The sequence below is a fragment of the Kitasatospora sp. NPDC049258 genome (assembly GCF_040678895.1).
In the GTDB taxonomy this organism is placed as follows: domain Bacteria; phylum Actinomycetota; class Actinomycetes; order Streptomycetales; family Streptomycetaceae; genus Kitasatospora.
Map to the genome: position 1 here is coordinate 119,738 of NZ_JBFAQT010000007.1, position 16,141 is coordinate 135,878.

Below are 16,141 nucleotides of genomic sequence, written 5' to 3' on the forward strand. Positions count from 1 at the left end.
TCGCGTCCTTAAGGAGCCCGCATGGGCACCAGCCCCTCCGCCGTCCGGCCCTCGGCCGGCCCCGGCCATCCACCGACCTCCTCCGGCGCCCGCCGGTTGTCCACCACCGCCGTCCTGGTGATCGCCTGCGCCGCCCAGTTCATGGTGGTGCTGGACGTCTCGATCGTGAACGTGGCCCTGCCCGCGATGCGGGCCGACCTGCACCTCACCCCGGCCGGGCAGCAGTGGATCGTCAACGCCTACACCCTCGGCTTCGCCGGCCTGCTGCTGCTCGGCGGCCGGATCGCCGACCTGGTCGGCGCCCGGCGCGCGTTCCTGGCCGGGCTCGGCGTGTTCACCCTGGCCTCGCTGGTCGGCGGGCTGGCCGACGGCGCCGGCCCGCTGATCGCGGCCCGCGCGGCCCAGGGCGTCGGCGGCGCGGTGCTGGCCCCGGCCACCCTCACCCTGATCATGACCACCTTCACCGAGCCCCGGGCCAGGACCAGGGCGATGGGCGCCTGGAGCGCCGTGATGGCGGCCGGCGGCGCGGCGGGCGCCGTGGTCGGTGGCGTGCTGACCGAGTACGCCGGCTGGCGCTGGGTGCTGTTCGTCAACGTGCCGATGGGCCTGGCGCTGTTCGCGGCCTCGCTGCGGTACGTCCCGGCGGGCTCCGGCAGCCGGGGCGGGCTGCGCCGGATGGACCTGCCCGGCGCGGTCACCGTCACCGCCGGCCTCACCGCCCTGGTCTACGGGATCATCTCCACCGAGTCGCACGGCTGGGGCTCCCCCGCGGTCTGGGGCCCGCTGGTCGCCGCCGTCGCACTGCTGGCGGTGTTCACCCTGATCGAGTCGAGGGTCGCGCACCCGCTGGTGCCGCTGCGGATCCTGCGCCGCCGCACCCTGGTGACGGCCAACATCGTGACCATGCTGGCGGGTGCGGCGATGTTCGCGATGTGGTTCGTGCTCTCGCTCTACTTCCAGCAGGTGCTCGGCTACAGCGCCGTCCGGGCCGGGCTGGCCTTCGTCGCCGGGTCGGCGGCGATCATCGCCGGCTCGCAGATCGCCACCCGGACGATCACCCGGACCGGGCCCCGTCCGCTGCTGGTGGCCGGCACCCTGACCAGCACGGTCGGGTTCCTGTGGCTGTCGCGGTTCGGCGCGGACGGCGGCTACCTCACCGACGTGCTCGGCCCGTTCGTGCTCTGCACGCTCGGCATGGGCCTGTCGATGATGCCCGCGACGGTGACCGCGACCGGTGGCGTGCCGCGCGAGGAGGCCGGGCTGGCCTCCGGACTGGCCAACACCTTCCGCCAGGTCGGCGGCGCGGTCGGCCTGGCCGTGCTGGCCACCGTCGCCTCGCACACCACGGCCACCCGGCTGGCGGCGGGCGGCGTGAGCGCCCCGGAGGCGCTGACCGCCGGTTTCGGGCGCGCCCTGCTGGTCGGGGCGCTGTTCACCAGCTTCGCGCTGGTCGGCGCACTGACCCTGCCGACCCGGCGCGCGAGCAGCCCGGGGGCGCCGTCCTGACCTGCGCGGTGTCTTGACGAACCGTCACCGTTGACCAAGCCTGGTCAAGTGCTCCCCAGTCCAGGAGGTCGACGGTGACCGAGCAGGCGTCCCACACCCGCGGCGACACCGAGGTCGAGCTGCTCTCCGAGACCATCGGGGAGCGGCTCGACCGCACCGTCGCGGCCTTCGCCGAGCGGGAGGCCCTGGTCGACGCGGTGACCGGCCGGCGCTGGACGTACGCCGAACTGGCCTCGGACGTCGACCGGGTGGCCCGCGGCCTGCGGGCCCGGGGCGTGGCCAAGGGCGACCGGGTGGGCATCTGGGCGGCGAACTGCCCCGAGTGGGTGCTGGTCCAGTACGCCACCGCGCGGCTCGGCGCGGTGCTGGTGAACATCAACCCGGCCTACCGCACCCACGAGCTGGCGTACGCGCTGAACCGGTCCGGGATCTCGCTGCTGATCGCCCTGGCCGACGAGCGCGGCAGCGAACGAGGGAGCGAACGAGGCGGCGACCGGCGGGAGATGGTCGCCGAGGCCGGCGGGAGCTGCCCCGCGCTGCGCGGGACGCTGTGGATCGGCGAAAGCGCCTGGCAGCGACTGGACGGGCCCGACGAGGACTTCCCGGTGCTGCACTGCGACGAGCCGATCAACATCCAGTACACCTCGGGCACCACCGGCTTCCCCAAGGGCGCCACCCTCTCGCACCGCAACATCCTCAACAACGGCCACTGCGTCGGTGCGCTGCTCGGCTACACCGAGCAGGACCGGATCTGCGTCCCGGTGCCCTTCTACCACTGCTTCGGCATGGTCCTCGGCAATCTGGCGGCGCTCAGCCACGGCGCGTGCGTGGTGATCCCGGCGCGCAGCTTCGACCCGGCGGCCACCCTGCGCACGGTCGCCGCCGAGCGGGCCACCTCGCTCTACGGCGTGCCGACCATGTTCATCGCCGAGCTCGGCCTGCCGGACTTCGCCGGCTACGACCTCTCCTCGCTGCGCACCGGCCTGATGGGCGGCTCGCCCTGCCCGGTCGAGGTGATGAAGCGGGTGCAGAGCGACCTGGGGATGACCGAGGTCGCCATCGCGTACGGGATGACCGAGACCTCCCCGGTGTCCACGCTCACCCGGCGCGACGACGACCTCGCGCACCGCACCGGGACGGTCGGGCGGGTGCTGCCGCACATCGAGGTCAAGGTGGCCGACCCGGCGGACGGGCGCCCGCTGCCGCGCGGGACGGTCGGCGAGCTGTGCACCCGCGGGTACTCGGTGATGCTGGGCTACTGGGACGAGCCGGAGCGGACGGCCGAGGCGGTCGACCGGGACGGCTGGATGCACACCGGCGACCTCGCGGTGATGCACCCGGACGGCTACCTGGCCGTGGTCGGCCGGATCAAGGACATGATCATCCGGGGCGGGGAGAACATCTACCCCCGCGAGATCGAGGAGTTCCTGCACACCCACCCCGAGGTCGCCGACGTCCAGGTGGTCGGGGTGCCGGACGAGCGCTACGGCGAGGAGGTCTTCGCCTTCGTGGTGCTGCGCGACCCGGCCACCGGGCCGGCGCCCGAGGAGCTGGCGGAGTACTGCCGGGGCCGGCTGGCCCGGTTCAAGGCGCCCCGGCACGTCCGGGTGGTGGACGCGTTCCCGATGACGGTCAGCGGCAAGGTGCGCAAGAACGAGCTGCGCGAGCGGGCAGCCCGGGAGCTCGGGCGGTGAGGACGGGCGGGGCGCGCGGGGCGGGCGGAGCGCTCGGACCGTACCGTGTTCGACCGCCGCCCCGACCGTCATCTAACCTGGTGACGTGCTCATACTCGTCAGCCGTCGCCACGTGGACCTGCTCCGCGTCACGAGCATGTCCTGTCGACGCTCCGGCTGATCTCTCCCTCCCTGCCCTCGGGGGCACACACCCTCCCCCGGCCCCGCCGTACCCGCCCGACCGGGCGGGCCGGCGGCAGCGTTCCCGGACACCTCCGGGCACCGCCGGGGCCTCGACACAGCGGATGTCACCCATGACACAGCAGTCCCAGACCACCGGTCTCCCCGTGATCGACCTGTCCCTCGCCGACGGCACCGAGGAGGACCGCGCCCGCCTGCACGGCGCGCTCCGCTCGGCCGCCACCGAGGTCGGCTTCTTCCAGCTGACCGGACACGGCATAACCGCGGACGAGACCAAGGCCCTCAACACCGCCATGCGGGCGTTCTTCGACCTCCCCGAGGCCGACCGGCTGGCCGTGAGCAACCTCAACTCCCCGCACTTCCGCGGGTACACCCGCACCGGCGCCGAGCTCACCGGCGGCAGCCAGGACTGGCGCGACCAGCTGGACATCGGCGCCGAGCGCCCGCCGCACCTGCCCGGCCCCCACGAGCCGGCGTACTGGTGGCTGGAGGGGCCCAACCAGTGGCCCGAGGACCTGCCCGAGCTGCGCACCGCCGCGCTGAGCTGGATCGACCGGCTCGGCGCGGTGGCCCACCGGCTGCTGCACGAGCTGCTCGCCTCGATCGGCGCCCGGCCCGACTTCTACGACGACGCCTTCGCCGGCCACCCGCACCTGCGGCTGAAGCTGGTCCGCTACCCGGGCACCGCCCCGGACGGCGCCGGGCAGGGCGTCGGCACCCACAAGGACTACGGCTTCATCACCCTGCTGCTGCAGGACACCGTGGGCGGGCTCCAGGTCGAGCGGTCGGACGGCTCCTTCCTGGAGGTGCCGCCGATGGAGGGCGCCTTCGTGGTCAACCTGGGCGAGCTGCTGGAGGTCGCCACCGACGGCTACCTCAAGGCGACCAGCCACCGGGTGGTCAGCCCGGCCGGGGCCCGCGAGCGGTTCTCGGTGCCGTTCTTCTACAACCCCCGGCTGGACGCGCACATCGAGCCGCTGGACTTCCCGCTCGCCCACCACGCGCCGGGCGCCACCCAGGATCCGTCCAACCCGCTGTTCGCCGAGTTCGGCCGCAACGAGCTCAAGGGCTACCTGCGCGCCCACCCCGAGGTCACCCGCCGCCACCACGCCGACCTGCTCCCGCTGACCGGCGCCTGAGCCACCGCCCCGCGCCCCGGCCCCACCCGGGCGCCGGGGCGCGGTGTCGATGCGGCTGGGTGCGCTACCACTCCCGCCAGCGGTCGGTGACCTCGTGGCGGCCGAGCCCGTGGCGCCCGGTCAGCGCTTCGACGTCCACCCCCGCCCCGGTCAGCGCGGAGTCGATGTAGTCGCACAGCCGCTCACGCTCGTCCGTCTCGTAACCACCGCCGCCGTGCTCGTCGTTGACCTCGTTGAGGGCGAGCACGACGCGCTCGACCGCGCCGAGCACCTGCGCGTCCGCCGGCCCGGTGAAGGCACCGAGCTCGGCCTCGAAGGCGGCCAGCACCTCGTCGGTGCGCAGCAGCAGCGAGTCGGGGAAGAGCCGGGCCAGGTACGCCTCGCCGGGGTCGAGCTCGCCCGCGGCGAGCGCGCGGGCCTCCTCGGCGCGGCCCTGCCGCCAGTGCTGTGTGGGTCGGACTGCCATGCCGGCCACGCTAGCCGCCGGCACCGACAGGTCGGCCGGGGCCGAGGGCGGCCCGGTGTGCTGGACCGGCCGTTGCGCGCAGTGTCACACTGCTGCTGTCACAGTGCCGCTGCATCACCCTTCGAGGATCGACCATGACGGCTACACCCCCGGCCACGCCGCCGCACCTGACCGTGGACGAGCTCGCGGCCCGGGCCGGGGTGACGGTCCGTACGCTGCGGTTCTACAGCGCGAAGGGGCTGTTGCCGCCGCCGGAACTGGGGCCGCGGCGGGTCGGGCAGTACGGGCCGGAGCACCTCGGGCGGCTGGAGCTGATCGAGGAACTCCAGCGGCAGGGGCTGACCCTGGCGGCGATCGAGCGCTATCTGGCCCAGCTCCCGGAGGACATCAGCTCGCTGGACCTGGCCATCCACCGGGCCCTGGTGGCCTCCTGGACCCCGGAGGCGGCCGAGGAGGCCACCCGGGCGCAGGTGGCACGGCGGGCCGGGCGGCCGCTGACCGACGCCGACCTGGACCGGCTGACGGCGATGGGGGCGCTGCACCGCACCGCGGACCCGGAGGTGTTCAAGGTCGACCCGGGGCTGCTGCCGCTCGGGGTACGGGTGCTGGACGTGCCGATCCCGCTGGAGACGCTGGTGGCGGCCCGGGCGGTGGTGCGGCTGCACAGCCAGGCGACCGCGCACGACCTGCACCGGCTGTTCCGGGAGACGGTCTGGAAGCCGTACCGGGAGAGCGACCCGCCGGCGGAGGAGCTGGCCCGGATGAAGCTGCTCACCGACCAGATCCAGCCGATGGTGGTGCAGGCGCTGGTGACCGCCTTCCAGCGCTCGCTGGCGGACGAGCTGGCGGAGGAGCGGACGGAGGAGCGGGCGGCGGACTGAGGCACCGGTCGGCCGCCGGCGCGGGGAACCGCGCGGAGTCCGGCCCCGGCTGCGGACAGCCGGGGCCGAGGTTCGCGCGGTTCTGGGTCAGCCGGTGAAGGTGCGGCCCTCGGCGGCCATCCGGTCGAGCAGGGCCGGCGGCCGGAACCGCTCGCCGTAGGTCTCGGCCAGCTCCCGGGCGCGGGCGGTGAAGCCGGGCAGGCCGCCCCGGTAGCCGTTGACGTACTGGAGCACGCCGCCGGTCCAGGCCGGGAAGCCGATGCCGAGGATGGAGCCGATGTTGGCGTCGGCGACCGAGGTGAGGACGTTCTCCTCCAGGCAGCGCACCGAGTCCAGCGCCTCGGCGAAGAGCATCCGCTCCTTCATGTCCTCGAACGGGATCTCTGCCCCCGGCCGGGTGAAGTGCTCCCGCAGTCCGGGCCACAGCCGGGTGCGCCGGCCGTCCTGATAGTCGTAGAAGCCCGCGCCCCCGCTGCGGCCCGGGCGCTCGAACTCGTCGAGCATCCGGTCCATCACCACGTCGGCAGGGTGCGCGGTCCAGCTGCCGCCGGCCTCCTCGACCGCCCGCCGGGCCTCGTTGCGGATCTTGCGGGGCAGCGTCAGGGTGAGCTCGTCCAGCAGCGAGAGCACCTTGGCCGGGTAGCCGGCCTGGGCCGCCGCCTGCTCGATCGAGACCGGGTCGAGGCCCTCGGCGACCATCGCCACGCCCTCGTTGATGAACTGGCCGATCACCCGCGAGGTGAAGAAGCCGCGCGAGTCGTTGACCACGATCGGCGTCTTGTCGATCTGGCGGACCAGGTCGAAGGCGCGGGCGAGCGCCTCGTCCCCGGTCCCCGGACCGCGGATGATCTCCACCAGCGGCATCTTGTCGACCGGCGAGAAGAAGTGCAGGCCGATGAAGTCGGCGGTGCGGGTGACGCCTTCGGCGAGCAGGCCGATCGGCAGCGTGGAGGTGTTGGAGCAGAGCAGGGCGTCGGGGGCGACGACCTCCTGGACCTCCTGGAAGACCTTGTGCTTGAGCTCCGGGTTCTCGAAGACCGCCTCGATCACGGTGTCGCAGCCGGCCAGGTCGGCCGCGTCGGCGGTCGGGGTGATCCGGGCGAGCAGGGCCTCGCGCTGCTCGGGGGTGGTCCGGCCGCGGGCCACCGCCTTGTCCAACAGGCCCGCGGAGTAGGCCTTTCCGCGCTCGGCCGCCTCCTGCGTGACGTCCTTGAGGAGCACCTCGATGCCGGCCTTGGCGCAGGAGTACGCGATGCCCGCGCCCATCATGCCGGCGCCGAGCACGGCCACCCGCCGGGCGGTGCGGGGCTCGACGCCCTTGGGCCGACCCGCACCGGAGTTGACGGCCTGCAGGTCGAAGAAGAAGGCCTGGATCATGTTCTTGGAGATCTGCCCGCAGGCCAGCTCGGTGAAGTACCGGGCCTCGATCACCATCGCGGTGTCCACGTCGACCTGGCTGCTCTCCACCGCGGCGGCCAGGATGTTGCGCGGCGCCGGGTAGTCGGCGCCGGCCAGCTGCTTGCGCAGATTGGCCGGGAAGGCCGGCAGGTTGGCGGCGAAGGCCGGGGTGCTCGGGGTGCCGCCGGGGATCTTGTAGCCCTTGACGTCCCAGGGCTGGACGGCCTCCGGGTGGGCGTCCACGAAGGCCCGCGCCTTGGCGAGCATCTCCTCGGTGGTGGCGGCGAGTTCGTGCACCAGGCCGGCTTCCAGGGCCTGCGCGGGGCGGTACTGCCGACCCTGCAGCAGGACCTTGAGCAGGGCGTCGGTGATGCCCATCAGCCGCACGGTGCGCACCACGCCGCCGCCGCCGGGGAGCAGGCCGAGGGTGACCTCGGGCAGGCCGATCTTGCTCCCGGGGGCCTCCAGCGCGATCCGGTGGTGGCAGGCGAGGGCGATCTCCAGGCCGCCGCCGAGCGCCGCGCCGTTGATCGCGGCGACCACCGGCCGGCCCAGGGTCTCCAGGGTGCGCAGGGCGCGCTTGATCCGCATCGAGTTGGCGAACACCTGGTCGGCGTCCTCGGGGCGGGCGGCGGAGATCAGCCGCAGGTCGCCGCCGGCGAAGAAGGTCTTCTTGGCCGAGGTGACGATCACCCCGCGCAGGCCCTCGGTGGCCTTCAGCCGTTCGACCGTCGCCTCCAGGGCGTCGGTGAAGGCCGCGTTCATGGTGTTGGCGGACTGGGCCGGGTCGTCCAGGACGAGGGTGACCACGCCGTCCTGGTCCTGCTCCCAGCGGATGGCAGTCGTGTTGCTCATGAGGTGGAGGTCTCCCGGAGTCAGATGCGCTCGATGACGGTGGCGACGCCCATACCGCCGCCGACGCAGAGGGTGGCCAGGCCGTAGCGCAGGTCGCGGCGCTCCAGCTCGTCGATCAGGGTGCCGATCAGCATCGCGCCGGTCGCGCCGAGCGGGTGGCCGAGGGCGATCGCGCCGCCGTTGACGTTCACCTGGTCGTGGCGGAAGCCGAGTTCGCGGATGAAGCGGAGTGCCACGGCGGCGAAGGCCTCGTTGATCTCGACCAGGTCGATGTCGGCGGCGGTCAGACCGGCCTTGGCGAGCGCCTTGCGGGTGGCGGGGGCCGGGCCGGTCAGCATGATGGTGGGCTCGGAGCCGGAGACGGCGGCGGAGACGATCCGGGCCCGGGGGCGCAGCCCGTACCGCTCGCCGACCTCGCGGGAGCCGATCGCGACCAGGGCCGCGCCGTCCACGATGCCCGAGGAGTTGCCGGCGTGGTGGACGTGGTCGATGGCCTCCACCCAGTGGTACTTCTGCAGGGCGACGGCGTCGAAGCCGCCGGCCTCGCCGATGGTGGCGAAGGAGGGCTTGAGGCCGGCCAGGGTGTCCACCGTGGTGCCGGGGCGGATGAACTCGTCGCGGTCGAGCACCACCAGGCCGTTGCGGTCCCTGACCGGGACGACCGAGCGGTCGAACAGGCCGTCGGCCTGGGCCTTGGCGGCGCGGGCCTGGGACTCGGCGGCGAAGGCGTCCACGTCGGTGCGGGACAGTCCTTCGAGGGTGGCGATCAGGTCGGCGCCGATGCCCTGGGGCACGAAACCGGTCTCGAAGCTGGTCATCGGGTCCATCGCCCAGGCGCCGCCGTCGGAACCCATCCGGACCCGGGACATCGACTCGACGCCGCCGGCCAGCACGAGGTCCTCCCAGCCGGACCGGACCTTGGCGGCCGCCAGGTTGACGGCCTCCAGGCCGGAGGCGCAGAAGCGGTTCTCCTGGACGCCCGCGACGGTGTCCGGCAGGCCGGCCGCGATGGCGGCGATCCGGGCGATGTCGGAGCCCTGGTCGCCGATCGGGCTGACCACGCCGAGCACGATGTCATCGATCGCGGCCGGGTCCAACCCGGGGAAGCGGGCCTGGAGCTCGTGGATCAGGCCGACCACGAGGTCGATCGGCTTGGTGCCGTGCAGCGAGCCGGTGGCCTTGCCCCGGCCACGTGGGGTGCGGACAGCGTCGTAGACGTACGCTTCGGTGGTCACGGTGGGTGCCTTTCCGGGGAGGTGTCCGGCCGGGGGGTGCCCGGCCTGGGGCCGTCTGGGCCGTCTGGATGTTCGGGTGTTCGGGGCGTCCGGGGTGTCCGGTCTAGCCGAGGATCGAGCGGCCGACGATCTCTTTCATGATCTCGGTGGTGCCGCCGTAGATGGTCTGGATCCGCCCGTCGGTGAACGCGCGGGCGACCGGGAACTCGCTCATGTAGCCGTATCCCCCGTGCAGCTGGAGGCAGCGGTCGGCGGTCCGCTTCTGCAGCTCGGTGGCCCACCACTTGGCCATCGAGGCGTCCACCGGGGTGAGCGCGTAGCGGTTGTGCTCGGTGATGCAGCGGTCGACGAAGGTGCGGGTCACGGCGCACTCGGTGGCCAGCTCGGCGATCTCGAAGCGGACGTGCTGGAGCTTGCCGAGCGGCCGCCCGAAGGCGGTGCGCTGCTTGACGTACTCGGTGGTGAGCTCGACCAGGTGCTCGGCCCCGGCGATCGCGGCGACCGCGATCGCCAGCCGCTCCTGGGCGAGGTTGCGCATCAGGTGGACGAAGCCCTGGTTCTCCTCGCCGATCAGGTTCTCCTTGGGGACCTTGACGTCGGTGAAGAACAACTCGGCGGTGTCCTGGGACTTCTGGCCGATCTTGTCGAGGTTGCGGCCGCGCTCGAAGCCCGCCGTGCCCCGCTCGACCGCCAGCAGGCTGAGGCCGTGCGCGCCGCCCTCCGGGGTGGTGCGGGCGACCACGACCACCAGGTCGGAGAGGATGCCGTTGGAGATGAAGGTCTTGCTGCCGTTGAGCAGGTAGTGGTCGCCCCGGTCGACCGCCGAGGTCCGGATGGACTGGAGGTCGGAACCGGTGCCGGGCTCGGTCATCGCGATCGCGGTGATCAGCTCGCCGCTGCAGAAGCCGGGCAGCCAGCGCCGCTTCTGCTCCTCGGTGGTGAGCGAGGTGAGGTAGGGGCCGATGATGTCGTTGTGCAGTCCGAGCGCCAGACCGCTGACCCCGGCCCGGGTGAACTCCTCGGCCAGCACCGCCGGGTAGCGGAAGTCGGGGACGCCGCCGCCGCCGTACTCCACCGGGACGGCCATCCCGAGCAGGCCCTGCCGGCCGGCGGCCAACCAGGCGGCCCGGTCGACGATGCCGGCCTGCTCCCAGCGGTCGTAGTGCGGCAGCACCTCCTTGGCCAGGAAGGCCTTCACGGTCTCCCGGAACGCCTCGTGCTCCTCGGCGTACAGCTCTCGTTGCACTGGGTCGGTCCTCTCAGCCGGCGGCCTCGGGTCGGCCGGCGGTCTCGTCTCGGGTCAGCCGGCGGTCTCGGGGGCGGGCATCGGCACCTGCCAGTCCTCGGCCACCTCGGCGGTGTGCTCGCCCGGGCGGGTGGGCGGGCGGCGCAGCGAGCCGGGAGTCGCGGAGAACCGCGGGGCGGGGGCGGGCTGGGTGACGCCCTGGTGGGTGGTGTAGGTGGCCCGGGCCGCGAGGTGCGGGTGCTCGGCGGCCTGACGGAGCGTCAGGACCGGTGCCACGCAGGCGTCCGAGCCCTCGAAGACGGCGGTCCACTCGGCCTGGGTACGGGCCGCGAAGCGGTCGGCGATCGTGGCCCGCAGCTCGGGCCAGCGGGCCGGGTCGTACTGGGCGGGGGCGCCCGCACCGAGTTCCAGCAGCGCGGCGAACTCGGCGTAGAACTGCGGCTCCAGGGCCCCGACGGCCATGTAGCGGCCGTCGGCCGTGCGGTAGGTGTCGTACCAGGGCGCGCCGCCGTCCAGCAGGTTGACGCCGCGCCGGTCCTGCCACTGGCCGGCGGCCAGCAGGCCCCAGAGGATCGAGGTGAGGTGGGCGGTGCCGTCCACGATGGCGGCGTCGACCACCTGGCCCTGGCCGGTACGTTCGGCGTGGCGCAGTGCGGCGAGCAGGCCGACGACCAGGTAGAGCGAGCCGCCCGCGTAGTCGCCGAGCAGGTTGGCCGGGATGCCCGGGGGGCCGTCGGCCGGGCCGATCAGGCCGAGCGCGCCGGCGGTGGCGGTGTAGCCGATGTCGTGGCCGGCCCGGGCGGCGAGCGGGCCGCTCTGGCCCCAGCCGGTCATCCGGCCGTAGACCAGGGCGGGGTTGCGGGCGAGGCAGGCGTCCGGGCCGACGCCGAGCCGCTCGGCGACGCCGGGGCGGTAGCCCTCGATCAGCAGGTCGGCCCGCGCGGCCAGGTCGAGCACCAGGCCGGGGCCGGCCGCGCTCTTCAGGTCGACCAGCACCGAGCGCTTGTTGCGGTTGGTGAGGTCGAAGGCCGGGTCCGGTCCGATCGGCGGCGGGCCCGGGCGGTCCACCCGGACCACGTCGGCGCCCAGGTCGGCGAGCAGCATGGCGGCGAACGGCCCCGGCCCGATGCCGGCCAGCTCCAGCACCCGCAGGCCGGCCAGGGGGCCCGTGGCGGGCGGCGGCGCGGCGTGGCGCTCGGCCTGGGGCTCGGCCTGCGGCTCGGCCTGGGGCGCGGTCGTCTCAGCCACGGCTGGGCCTCCCGGATCCGGTCGCTGGTGCGCGGTGGAGCATGTTTGACAGTGAAGCTGTCACAGTCGTGATGATAGGCAGTTGACCCGCCGGTAACAAGGGTCGCACCCCGGCGCCCGGGCCCTCCTTGCGAACCGCGCCGGTCGGGCGGATTCTGGGGCTGACGCTCCGCCCACGGAGAAGGTGATCCGCATGCACAACCACTGGATCGTCGACCTGGACTTCGACGAGGACGAGGACCGCACCACCTGCACCGCCAAGCTCAGCGGCTTCAGCGCCCCCGGCGCGGTGGGGACCGGCACCGCCCGCCGCAGCCCCGCCGACACCCCGGACCAGGTGGTCGGCGAGGAACTGGCCGCCGCCCGGGCCTGCTCCGACCTCGCCCACAGCCTGATCGACCAGGCCGCCGCCGGTATCGAGCAGCAGACCCACGAGCCGTCCCGATTGACCCGCTGACCCCCGCCCCCGGACCTTCCGAGCCCCGGGGCGAGCTTTCCGCGGGCGTGCTACCGGCGGGTAGAGTGCGGGATCACCCTGATCAACGGGTGAACCCCATGACACGAACTGGTGAACGCATGTCAGTCTGGACCCGCCCCGCGCTCTGGTGGCGCCTGGCCGTCGCGCTCTCCGCCGGGCTCGGGCTGGTTCTCAGCAACAGCTCGCTGGTGTACTTCACCATCGAGAGCAATGTGATCGTGCTGGGCTACTTCGCCTCGGCGGTCTACTGGATGGTCCGGCGCGGCACCGTGGACGCCCCGGCGCCCCGGCTGCGCGGGGCCGCCACGCTGTACATCACCATCACCGGTCTGGTCGCCCACGTCCTGCTGAACCACGGCGCGAACCCACTGCCGGGCCTCGGCTCCGGTCCGGAGCAGCTGCAGAACTGGTCGAGCTTCCTGCTGCACTACACCACCCCGGTCCTGGTGCTGGCGGACTGGCTCTGCCTGAAGCCGCGGAACGCCTCGCGCTGGCGCGACCTGCCGCTGTGGCTGGCCTTCCCGCTCGGCTACGCGGTGGTCACCGAGGTACGGGCCGCGCTCTTCCCGTCGTTCCCGCTCAAGTACCCCTACTTCTTCCTCGACCCCACCACCGAGGGCCACGCCTGGGTGGCCGGCCAGATCGCCCGACTCACCGTCGAGTTCGTCCTGCTCGCCGCCCTCGTCATCGGCCTGGACCGCCTCGGCACCCTGGCCAACCGCAAGCTCCGCCCGGCCACCACCGACGCCACCACCCCGACCCCCACCCCGGCGGGCCGGCCGTAGCACGCCGAGTCACCCGAAGCGGCCGCCGTTGGGCCGGCCCTCGGCGCTCCGGCCAGCCCCTCCGGCATCTCAGCTCTCCCGCATCTCCGTGCGACGGTCCGGGGCCGCGGGCGGACTGCTGGTGCGCTCCGATCTCCGGGTGGGGCTACTCGCCCTCGGTACCGGTCTGCTCAACGGGCGCCGGTGGGGTGAGGATGCGGCGGAGGGTGTCCCGGAGGGTCGGGGTGGTGGGCGGGGACGGGGTGCGCCAGGCGATGTGGCCGTCGGGGCGGACCAGGACCACGCCGGACGAGGACGGCGCGGCCGAGGCGATCAACACCCTCCTCGACCGCTACCCGGCCCGGCCCCGGCTGGTCCGGCTCCCCGGGCGCCCCTGGTCCGTGCACACCGCGGCGCGCCCGGACGCCCCCCGCCGGATGGCTGCTGTCCACCGCCGGGCTGGCGCTCGCACTCCGGCTCGGCGACCGCGGCCGGTGCGCCTGGGGGCGGTGCGCCGCACCCGACTGCCGCCGCTACTTCATCGACACCGGCCGCCGTACCCCCCAGCGCTACTGCACCCCGCGCTGCGCGACCCGGGTCCGGGTGGCCTCGCACCGGGCCGGGCGGACGGCCGCGTAACAACTGCGACCTGCGGGGCGACCGGTCAGCCGAGGGCCGTCCAGGCCGCGAAGGCGGTGTGGAAGTCGGGGAAGGTCTTGCGGACGCAGCCCGGGTCGTCGAAGGTGATGCCCGGCGTGCGCAGCCCGGTGACCGCGAAGGACATCACGATCCGGTGGTCGCCGTGGGTCTCGATCTCCGCGGCCTTCGGGGTGCCCGGGCGGATCTCGATCCAGTCACGGCCGGTGGCCACGTCGATGCCGAGCCGACGGAGGTTCTGCGCGCAGGCCTCCAGCCGGTCGCACTCCTTGACGCGGGTGTTGTAGACGTCCTCGATCCGCACCGGGCCGTCCGCGAACGGGGCGATCGCCGCCAGCGTCGGCATGGTGTCGGAGATGTCGCGCATGGCGACCGTCAGACCGGCCAGCCGCCCGCCGGGCGCGCCGGCCACGGTGACCCGGTCGGCGCCCAGCTCGACCCGGGCGCCCATCCGCTCCAGCACCTCGACGAACCGCAGGTCGCCCTGGAGCGCCCCGGCGCCGAGGCCGGGGACGGTGACCTCGCGGCCGGTGAGCGCCGCGGCCGCGAAGAAGTAGCTGGCGGTCGAGGCGTCCGGCTCGATCGGGTACTCGGTGGCCCGGTAGCCGCCCGGCGGCACCGAGAAGACATCGCCCTCCCGCTCCACCCGCACGCCGAAGCTGCGCATCATCGCCAGGGTGATCTCGACGTACGGGGCGGACACCAGGTCGGTGACGGTGATCCGCAAGCCCTCCCCGGTCAGCGGGCCGAGCAGCAGCAGCGCGGTCAGGTACTGCGAGGACAGCCCTGCGTCCAGCGTGACCTCGCCGCCGCGCACCCCCCGGGCGGCGATCCGCAGCGGGTGGTGGCCCTCCCGCTCCTCGTGCCGCAGCTCGACGCCGAGGGCGCGCAGCGCCTCGGTGAGCGGGGCGAGCGGGCGGCGGCGCATCTGCGCGGAGGCGTCGAAGCGGAAGTCGCCGTGCCCGGCCGCGGCCAGGGTCGGCAGGAAGCGCGCGGTGGTGGCGCCGTCCCGGCAGTAGACCTCGGCATCGCGGGCGGGGCCCTGCGGGCGGCCCTCGATCCGCCAGACGCCGTCCCCCCGGTCGACCGTGTAGCCGAGCTCGGCCAGCCCCTGCGCGAACCCCTCGGTGTCGTCGGAGGCCAGCGGCCGGAGCAGGGTGGTGGTGCCCTCGGCCGCGGCGGCCAGGAACAGGGCCCGGGCCGTCACCGACTTGGAACCGGGGATCTCGACGGTGGTCACGCTCTCTCCAGGGGTCTCGGGCCGCGGGGTTCGCCCTGCTGATGATCGCCCCCATCCTGCCCGTCGGTCCCGCCCCCGTGCCCGAGAGTGTCACCTGCTGGACGCGGTCAGGCGCTGTGCCGGACCTCCTGGGCGAGCACCGGGTGGGCGAACGGGAGCCCCGCCGCGTACCGGGCCAGCTCGTCGACCGCGGCGGCGGCCATCCGGTGCAGTTCCCCGCCGAGCGAGCCGGCGATGTGCGGGGTGAGCAGCACGTTCTCCAGCTCGTACAGCGGGGAGTCGGCGGGCAGCACCTCGGGGACGGTCACGTCCAGCACCGCGTCGAGCCGCCCGGCGACCAGCTCGGCGGTCAGCGCGTCCTGGTCGACCAGCGAGCCGCGCGAGGTGTTGACCAGGGTCGCCCCGTCGCGCATCAGGCCGAGCCGGCGGCGGTCCAACAGGTGCCGGGTGGCCGGGAGTTCGGGCGCGTGCACGCTCACCACGTCGGCGGCGGCGCACAGTTCGTCCAGCGGGACGGCCCGGGCGCCGAGCCGGGTGGCCTCGGCCCGGTCCACGTACGGGTCGTGCAGCAGCAGTTCCAGGTCGTGCGGGCGCAGCAGTTCGAGCACCCGGCGGCCGATCCTGGAGGCGCCGACGATCCCGACCGTGCGCCGGTAGTTGCCGACCTGCCGGTAGGCGGCCTGCCAGTCGTACGGGGCGCGCCGGCGGCGGTAGTCGGCGCTGAGCCGCAGCAGCTGCTTGTTGGCGGCGAGCACCGCGGCGACGGTGTACTCGGCGACCGGCAGGGCGTTGGCCCAGGCGGCCGAGGTGACCTGGATGCCGCGCTGCCAGCAGGCCTCGGTGATGTGGTGCTTGACCGAGCCGGCGGCGTGCACGACTGCGCGCAGCCGGGGTGCGGTGGCCAGCACGGCCTCGTCCAGCGGCGGGCAGCCCCAGCAGCTGAGGATCACCTCGGCGCGGGCGAGCGCGGCGGCCGCGGCGGGGGCGCCGAAGTCGTCGACCACCAGGTCCGGGTCGAGGTCGGCCAGGGCGGTGAGGCGGGCCAGGGTTTCGGGGTCCAGCAGGCGGGCGGCGAGGCCCGGCTCCATGGCGAGCAGGACGCGCGGGCGGCGGGTCACGAGGGGCTCCGGATCGGCTTCCAGCGGGCGGGCGGT

Annotated in this window: 15 protein-coding genes; 7 read left to right on the plus strand and 8 right to left on the minus strand. The window is 74.0% G+C overall.

Features of this window, described 5'->3' with window-relative positions:
* Positions 1-21 precede the first annotated feature (21 nt).
* The 3 genes from AB0K43_RS08950 (at position 22) to AB0K43_RS08960 (ending at position 4,519) form a co-directional block, all read left to right on the plus strand.
* Positions 22-1,506 (plus strand): MFS transporter, encoded by a 1,485-nt coding sequence (locus tag AB0K43_RS08950; protein WP_363637368.1) that lies wholly within the window; start codon positions 22-24, stop codon positions 1,504-1,506.
* 74 nt (positions 1,507-1,580) lie between these two features.
* Positions 1,581-3,200 (plus strand): AMP-binding protein, encoded by a 1,620-nt coding sequence (locus AB0K43_RS08955; RefSeq protein ID WP_363637370.1) that lies wholly within the window; start codon positions 1,581-1,583, stop codon positions 3,198-3,200.
* Between the two features lie 293 nt (positions 3,201-3,493).
* Positions 3,494-4,519, plus strand: a complete 1,026-nt coding sequence (locus AB0K43_RS08960; RefSeq protein ID WP_363637372.1) for a 2-oxoglutarate and iron-dependent oxygenase domain-containing protein — start codon at positions 3,494-3,496, stop codon at positions 4,517-4,519.
* Between the two features lie 64 nt (positions 4,520-4,583).
* Here AB0K43_RS08960 and AB0K43_RS08965 read toward each other — a convergent pair whose 3' ends face one another.
* On the minus strand, positions 4,584-4,985 hold the full coding sequence (locus AB0K43_RS08965; protein ID WP_363637374.1) for a hypothetical protein: 402 nt from the start codon (positions 4,983-4,985) through the stop codon (positions 4,584-4,586).
* Positions 4,986-5,119: 134 nt separating this feature from the next.
* Here AB0K43_RS08965 and AB0K43_RS08970 point away from each other — a divergent pair, with 134 nt between their 5' ends.
* The gene (locus tag AB0K43_RS08970; RefSeq protein WP_363637376.1) at positions 5,120-5,866 is read left to right on the plus strand and encodes a MerR family transcriptional regulator; all 747 of its coding nucleotides are present in this window, start codon (positions 5,120-5,122) and stop codon (positions 5,864-5,866) included.
* An 87-nt stretch (positions 5,867-5,953) separates the two neighbouring features.
* Here AB0K43_RS08970 and AB0K43_RS08975 read toward each other — a convergent pair whose 3' ends face one another.
* The 4 genes from AB0K43_RS08975 to AB0K43_RS08990 all read right to left on the minus strand — a co-directional run bounded on the left by AB0K43_RS08975 (position 5,954) and on the right by AB0K43_RS08990 (position 11,761).
* Positions 5,954-8,119, minus strand: coding sequence for a 3-hydroxyacyl-CoA dehydrogenase NAD-binding domain-containing protein (locus AB0K43_RS08975; protein ID WP_363637378.1), 2,166 nt, complete (start codon positions 8,117-8,119; stop codon positions 5,954-5,956).
* Positions 8,120-8,139: 20 nt separating this feature from the next.
* The gene (locus AB0K43_RS08980) at positions 8,140-9,354 is read right to left on the minus strand and encodes an acetyl-CoA C-acetyltransferase (protein ID WP_363637380.1); all 1,215 of its coding nucleotides are present in this window, start codon (positions 9,352-9,354) and stop codon (positions 8,140-8,142) included.
* A gap of 103 nt (positions 9,355-9,457) precedes the next feature.
* A complete protein-coding gene (locus AB0K43_RS08985) occupies positions 9,458-10,600 on the minus strand; it encodes an acyl-CoA dehydrogenase family protein (RefSeq protein ID WP_363637382.1) in 1,143 nt (380 codons plus the stop codon).
* A gap of 54 nt (positions 10,601-10,654) precedes the next feature.
* Positions 10,655-11,761: a CaiB/BaiF CoA-transferase family protein gene (locus tag AB0K43_RS08990; protein WP_363637530.1), complete on the minus strand. Its 1,107-nt coding sequence runs from the start codon at positions 11,759-11,761 to the stop codon at positions 10,655-10,657.
* 280 nt (positions 11,762-12,041) lie between these two features.
* Here AB0K43_RS08990 and AB0K43_RS08995 point away from each other — a divergent pair, with 280 nt between their 5' ends.
* Positions 12,042-12,305: a DUF1876 domain-containing protein gene (locus AB0K43_RS08995; protein WP_363637384.1), complete on the plus strand. Its 264-nt coding sequence runs from the start codon at positions 12,042-12,044 to the stop codon at positions 12,303-12,305.
* Positions 12,306-12,424: 119 nt separating this feature from the next.
* Positions 12,425-13,111: a Pr6Pr family membrane protein gene (locus tag AB0K43_RS09000; protein ID WP_363637386.1), complete on the plus strand. Its 687-nt coding sequence runs from the start codon at positions 12,425-12,427 to the stop codon at positions 13,109-13,111.
* A gap of 145 nt (positions 13,112-13,256) precedes the next feature.
* Here AB0K43_RS09000 and AB0K43_RS09005 read toward each other — a convergent pair whose 3' ends face one another.
* Positions 13,257-13,427 carry a hypothetical protein gene (locus AB0K43_RS09005; RefSeq protein WP_363637388.1) on the minus strand — a complete coding sequence of 57 codons (171 nt, stop codon included), beginning with the start codon at positions 13,425-13,427 and terminating at the stop codon, positions 13,257-13,259.
* Positions 13,428-13,549: 122 nt separating this feature from the next.
* Between AB0K43_RS09005 and AB0K43_RS09010 the strand changes: the two genes are divergently transcribed.
* Positions 13,550-13,729, plus strand: a complete 180-nt coding sequence (locus AB0K43_RS09010; protein WP_363637532.1) for a CGNR zinc finger domain-containing protein — start codon at positions 13,550-13,552, stop codon at positions 13,727-13,729.
* Positions 13,730-13,754: 25 nt separating this feature from the next.
* On the opposite strand, the gene aroA is transcribed toward AB0K43_RS09010, so the two are convergent.
* Together aroA and AB0K43_RS09020 are read right to left on the minus strand one after the other, a co-directional pair.
* Positions 13,755-14,987: a 3-phosphoshikimate 1-carboxyvinyltransferase gene (aroA, locus tag AB0K43_RS09015; RefSeq protein ID WP_363637390.1), complete on the minus strand. Its 1,233-nt coding sequence runs from the start codon at positions 14,985-14,987 to the stop codon at positions 13,755-13,757.
* A gap of 107 nt (positions 14,988-15,094) precedes the next feature.
* Positions 15,095-16,075 (minus strand): hydroxyacid dehydrogenase, encoded by a 981-nt coding sequence (locus AB0K43_RS09020; RefSeq protein ID WP_363637534.1) that lies wholly within the window; start codon positions 16,073-16,075, stop codon positions 15,095-15,097.
* Positions 16,076-16,141: the final 66 nt, after the last annotated feature.

Excerpts from the sequence above, each read along its gene's own strand:
- AB0K43_RS08950 (WP_363637368.1), top strand. The coding sequence starts at position 22 with ATGGGCACCAGCCCCTCCGCCGTCCGGCCCTCGGCCGGCCCCGGCCAT.
- AB0K43_RS08960 (WP_363637372.1), top strand. The coding sequence starts at position 3,494 with ATGACACAGCAGTCCCAGACCACCGGTCTCCCCGTGATCGACCTGTCC.
- AB0K43_RS08965 (WP_363637374.1), bottom strand. The coding sequence starts at position 4,985 with ATGGCAGTCCGACCCACACAGCACTGGCGGCAGGGCCGCGCCGAGGAG.
- AB0K43_RS08970 (WP_363637376.1), top strand. The coding sequence starts at position 5,120 with ATGACGGCTACACCCCCGGCCACGCCGCCGCACCTGACCGTGGACGAG.
- AB0K43_RS08975 (WP_363637378.1), bottom strand. The coding sequence starts at position 8,119 with ATGAGCAACACGACTGCCATCCGCTGGGAGCAGGACCAGGACGGCGTG.
- AB0K43_RS08995 (WP_363637384.1), top strand. The coding sequence starts at position 12,042 with ATGCACAACCACTGGATCGTCGACCTGGACTTCGACGAGGACGAGGAC.
- AB0K43_RS09000 (WP_363637386.1), top strand. The coding sequence starts at position 12,425 with ATGTCAGTCTGGACCCGCCCCGCGCTCTGGTGGCGCCTGGCCGTCGCG.
- AB0K43_RS09020 (WP_363637534.1), bottom strand. The coding sequence starts at position 16,075 with ATGGAGCCGGGCCTCGCCGCCCGCCTGCTGGACCCCGAAACCCTGGCC.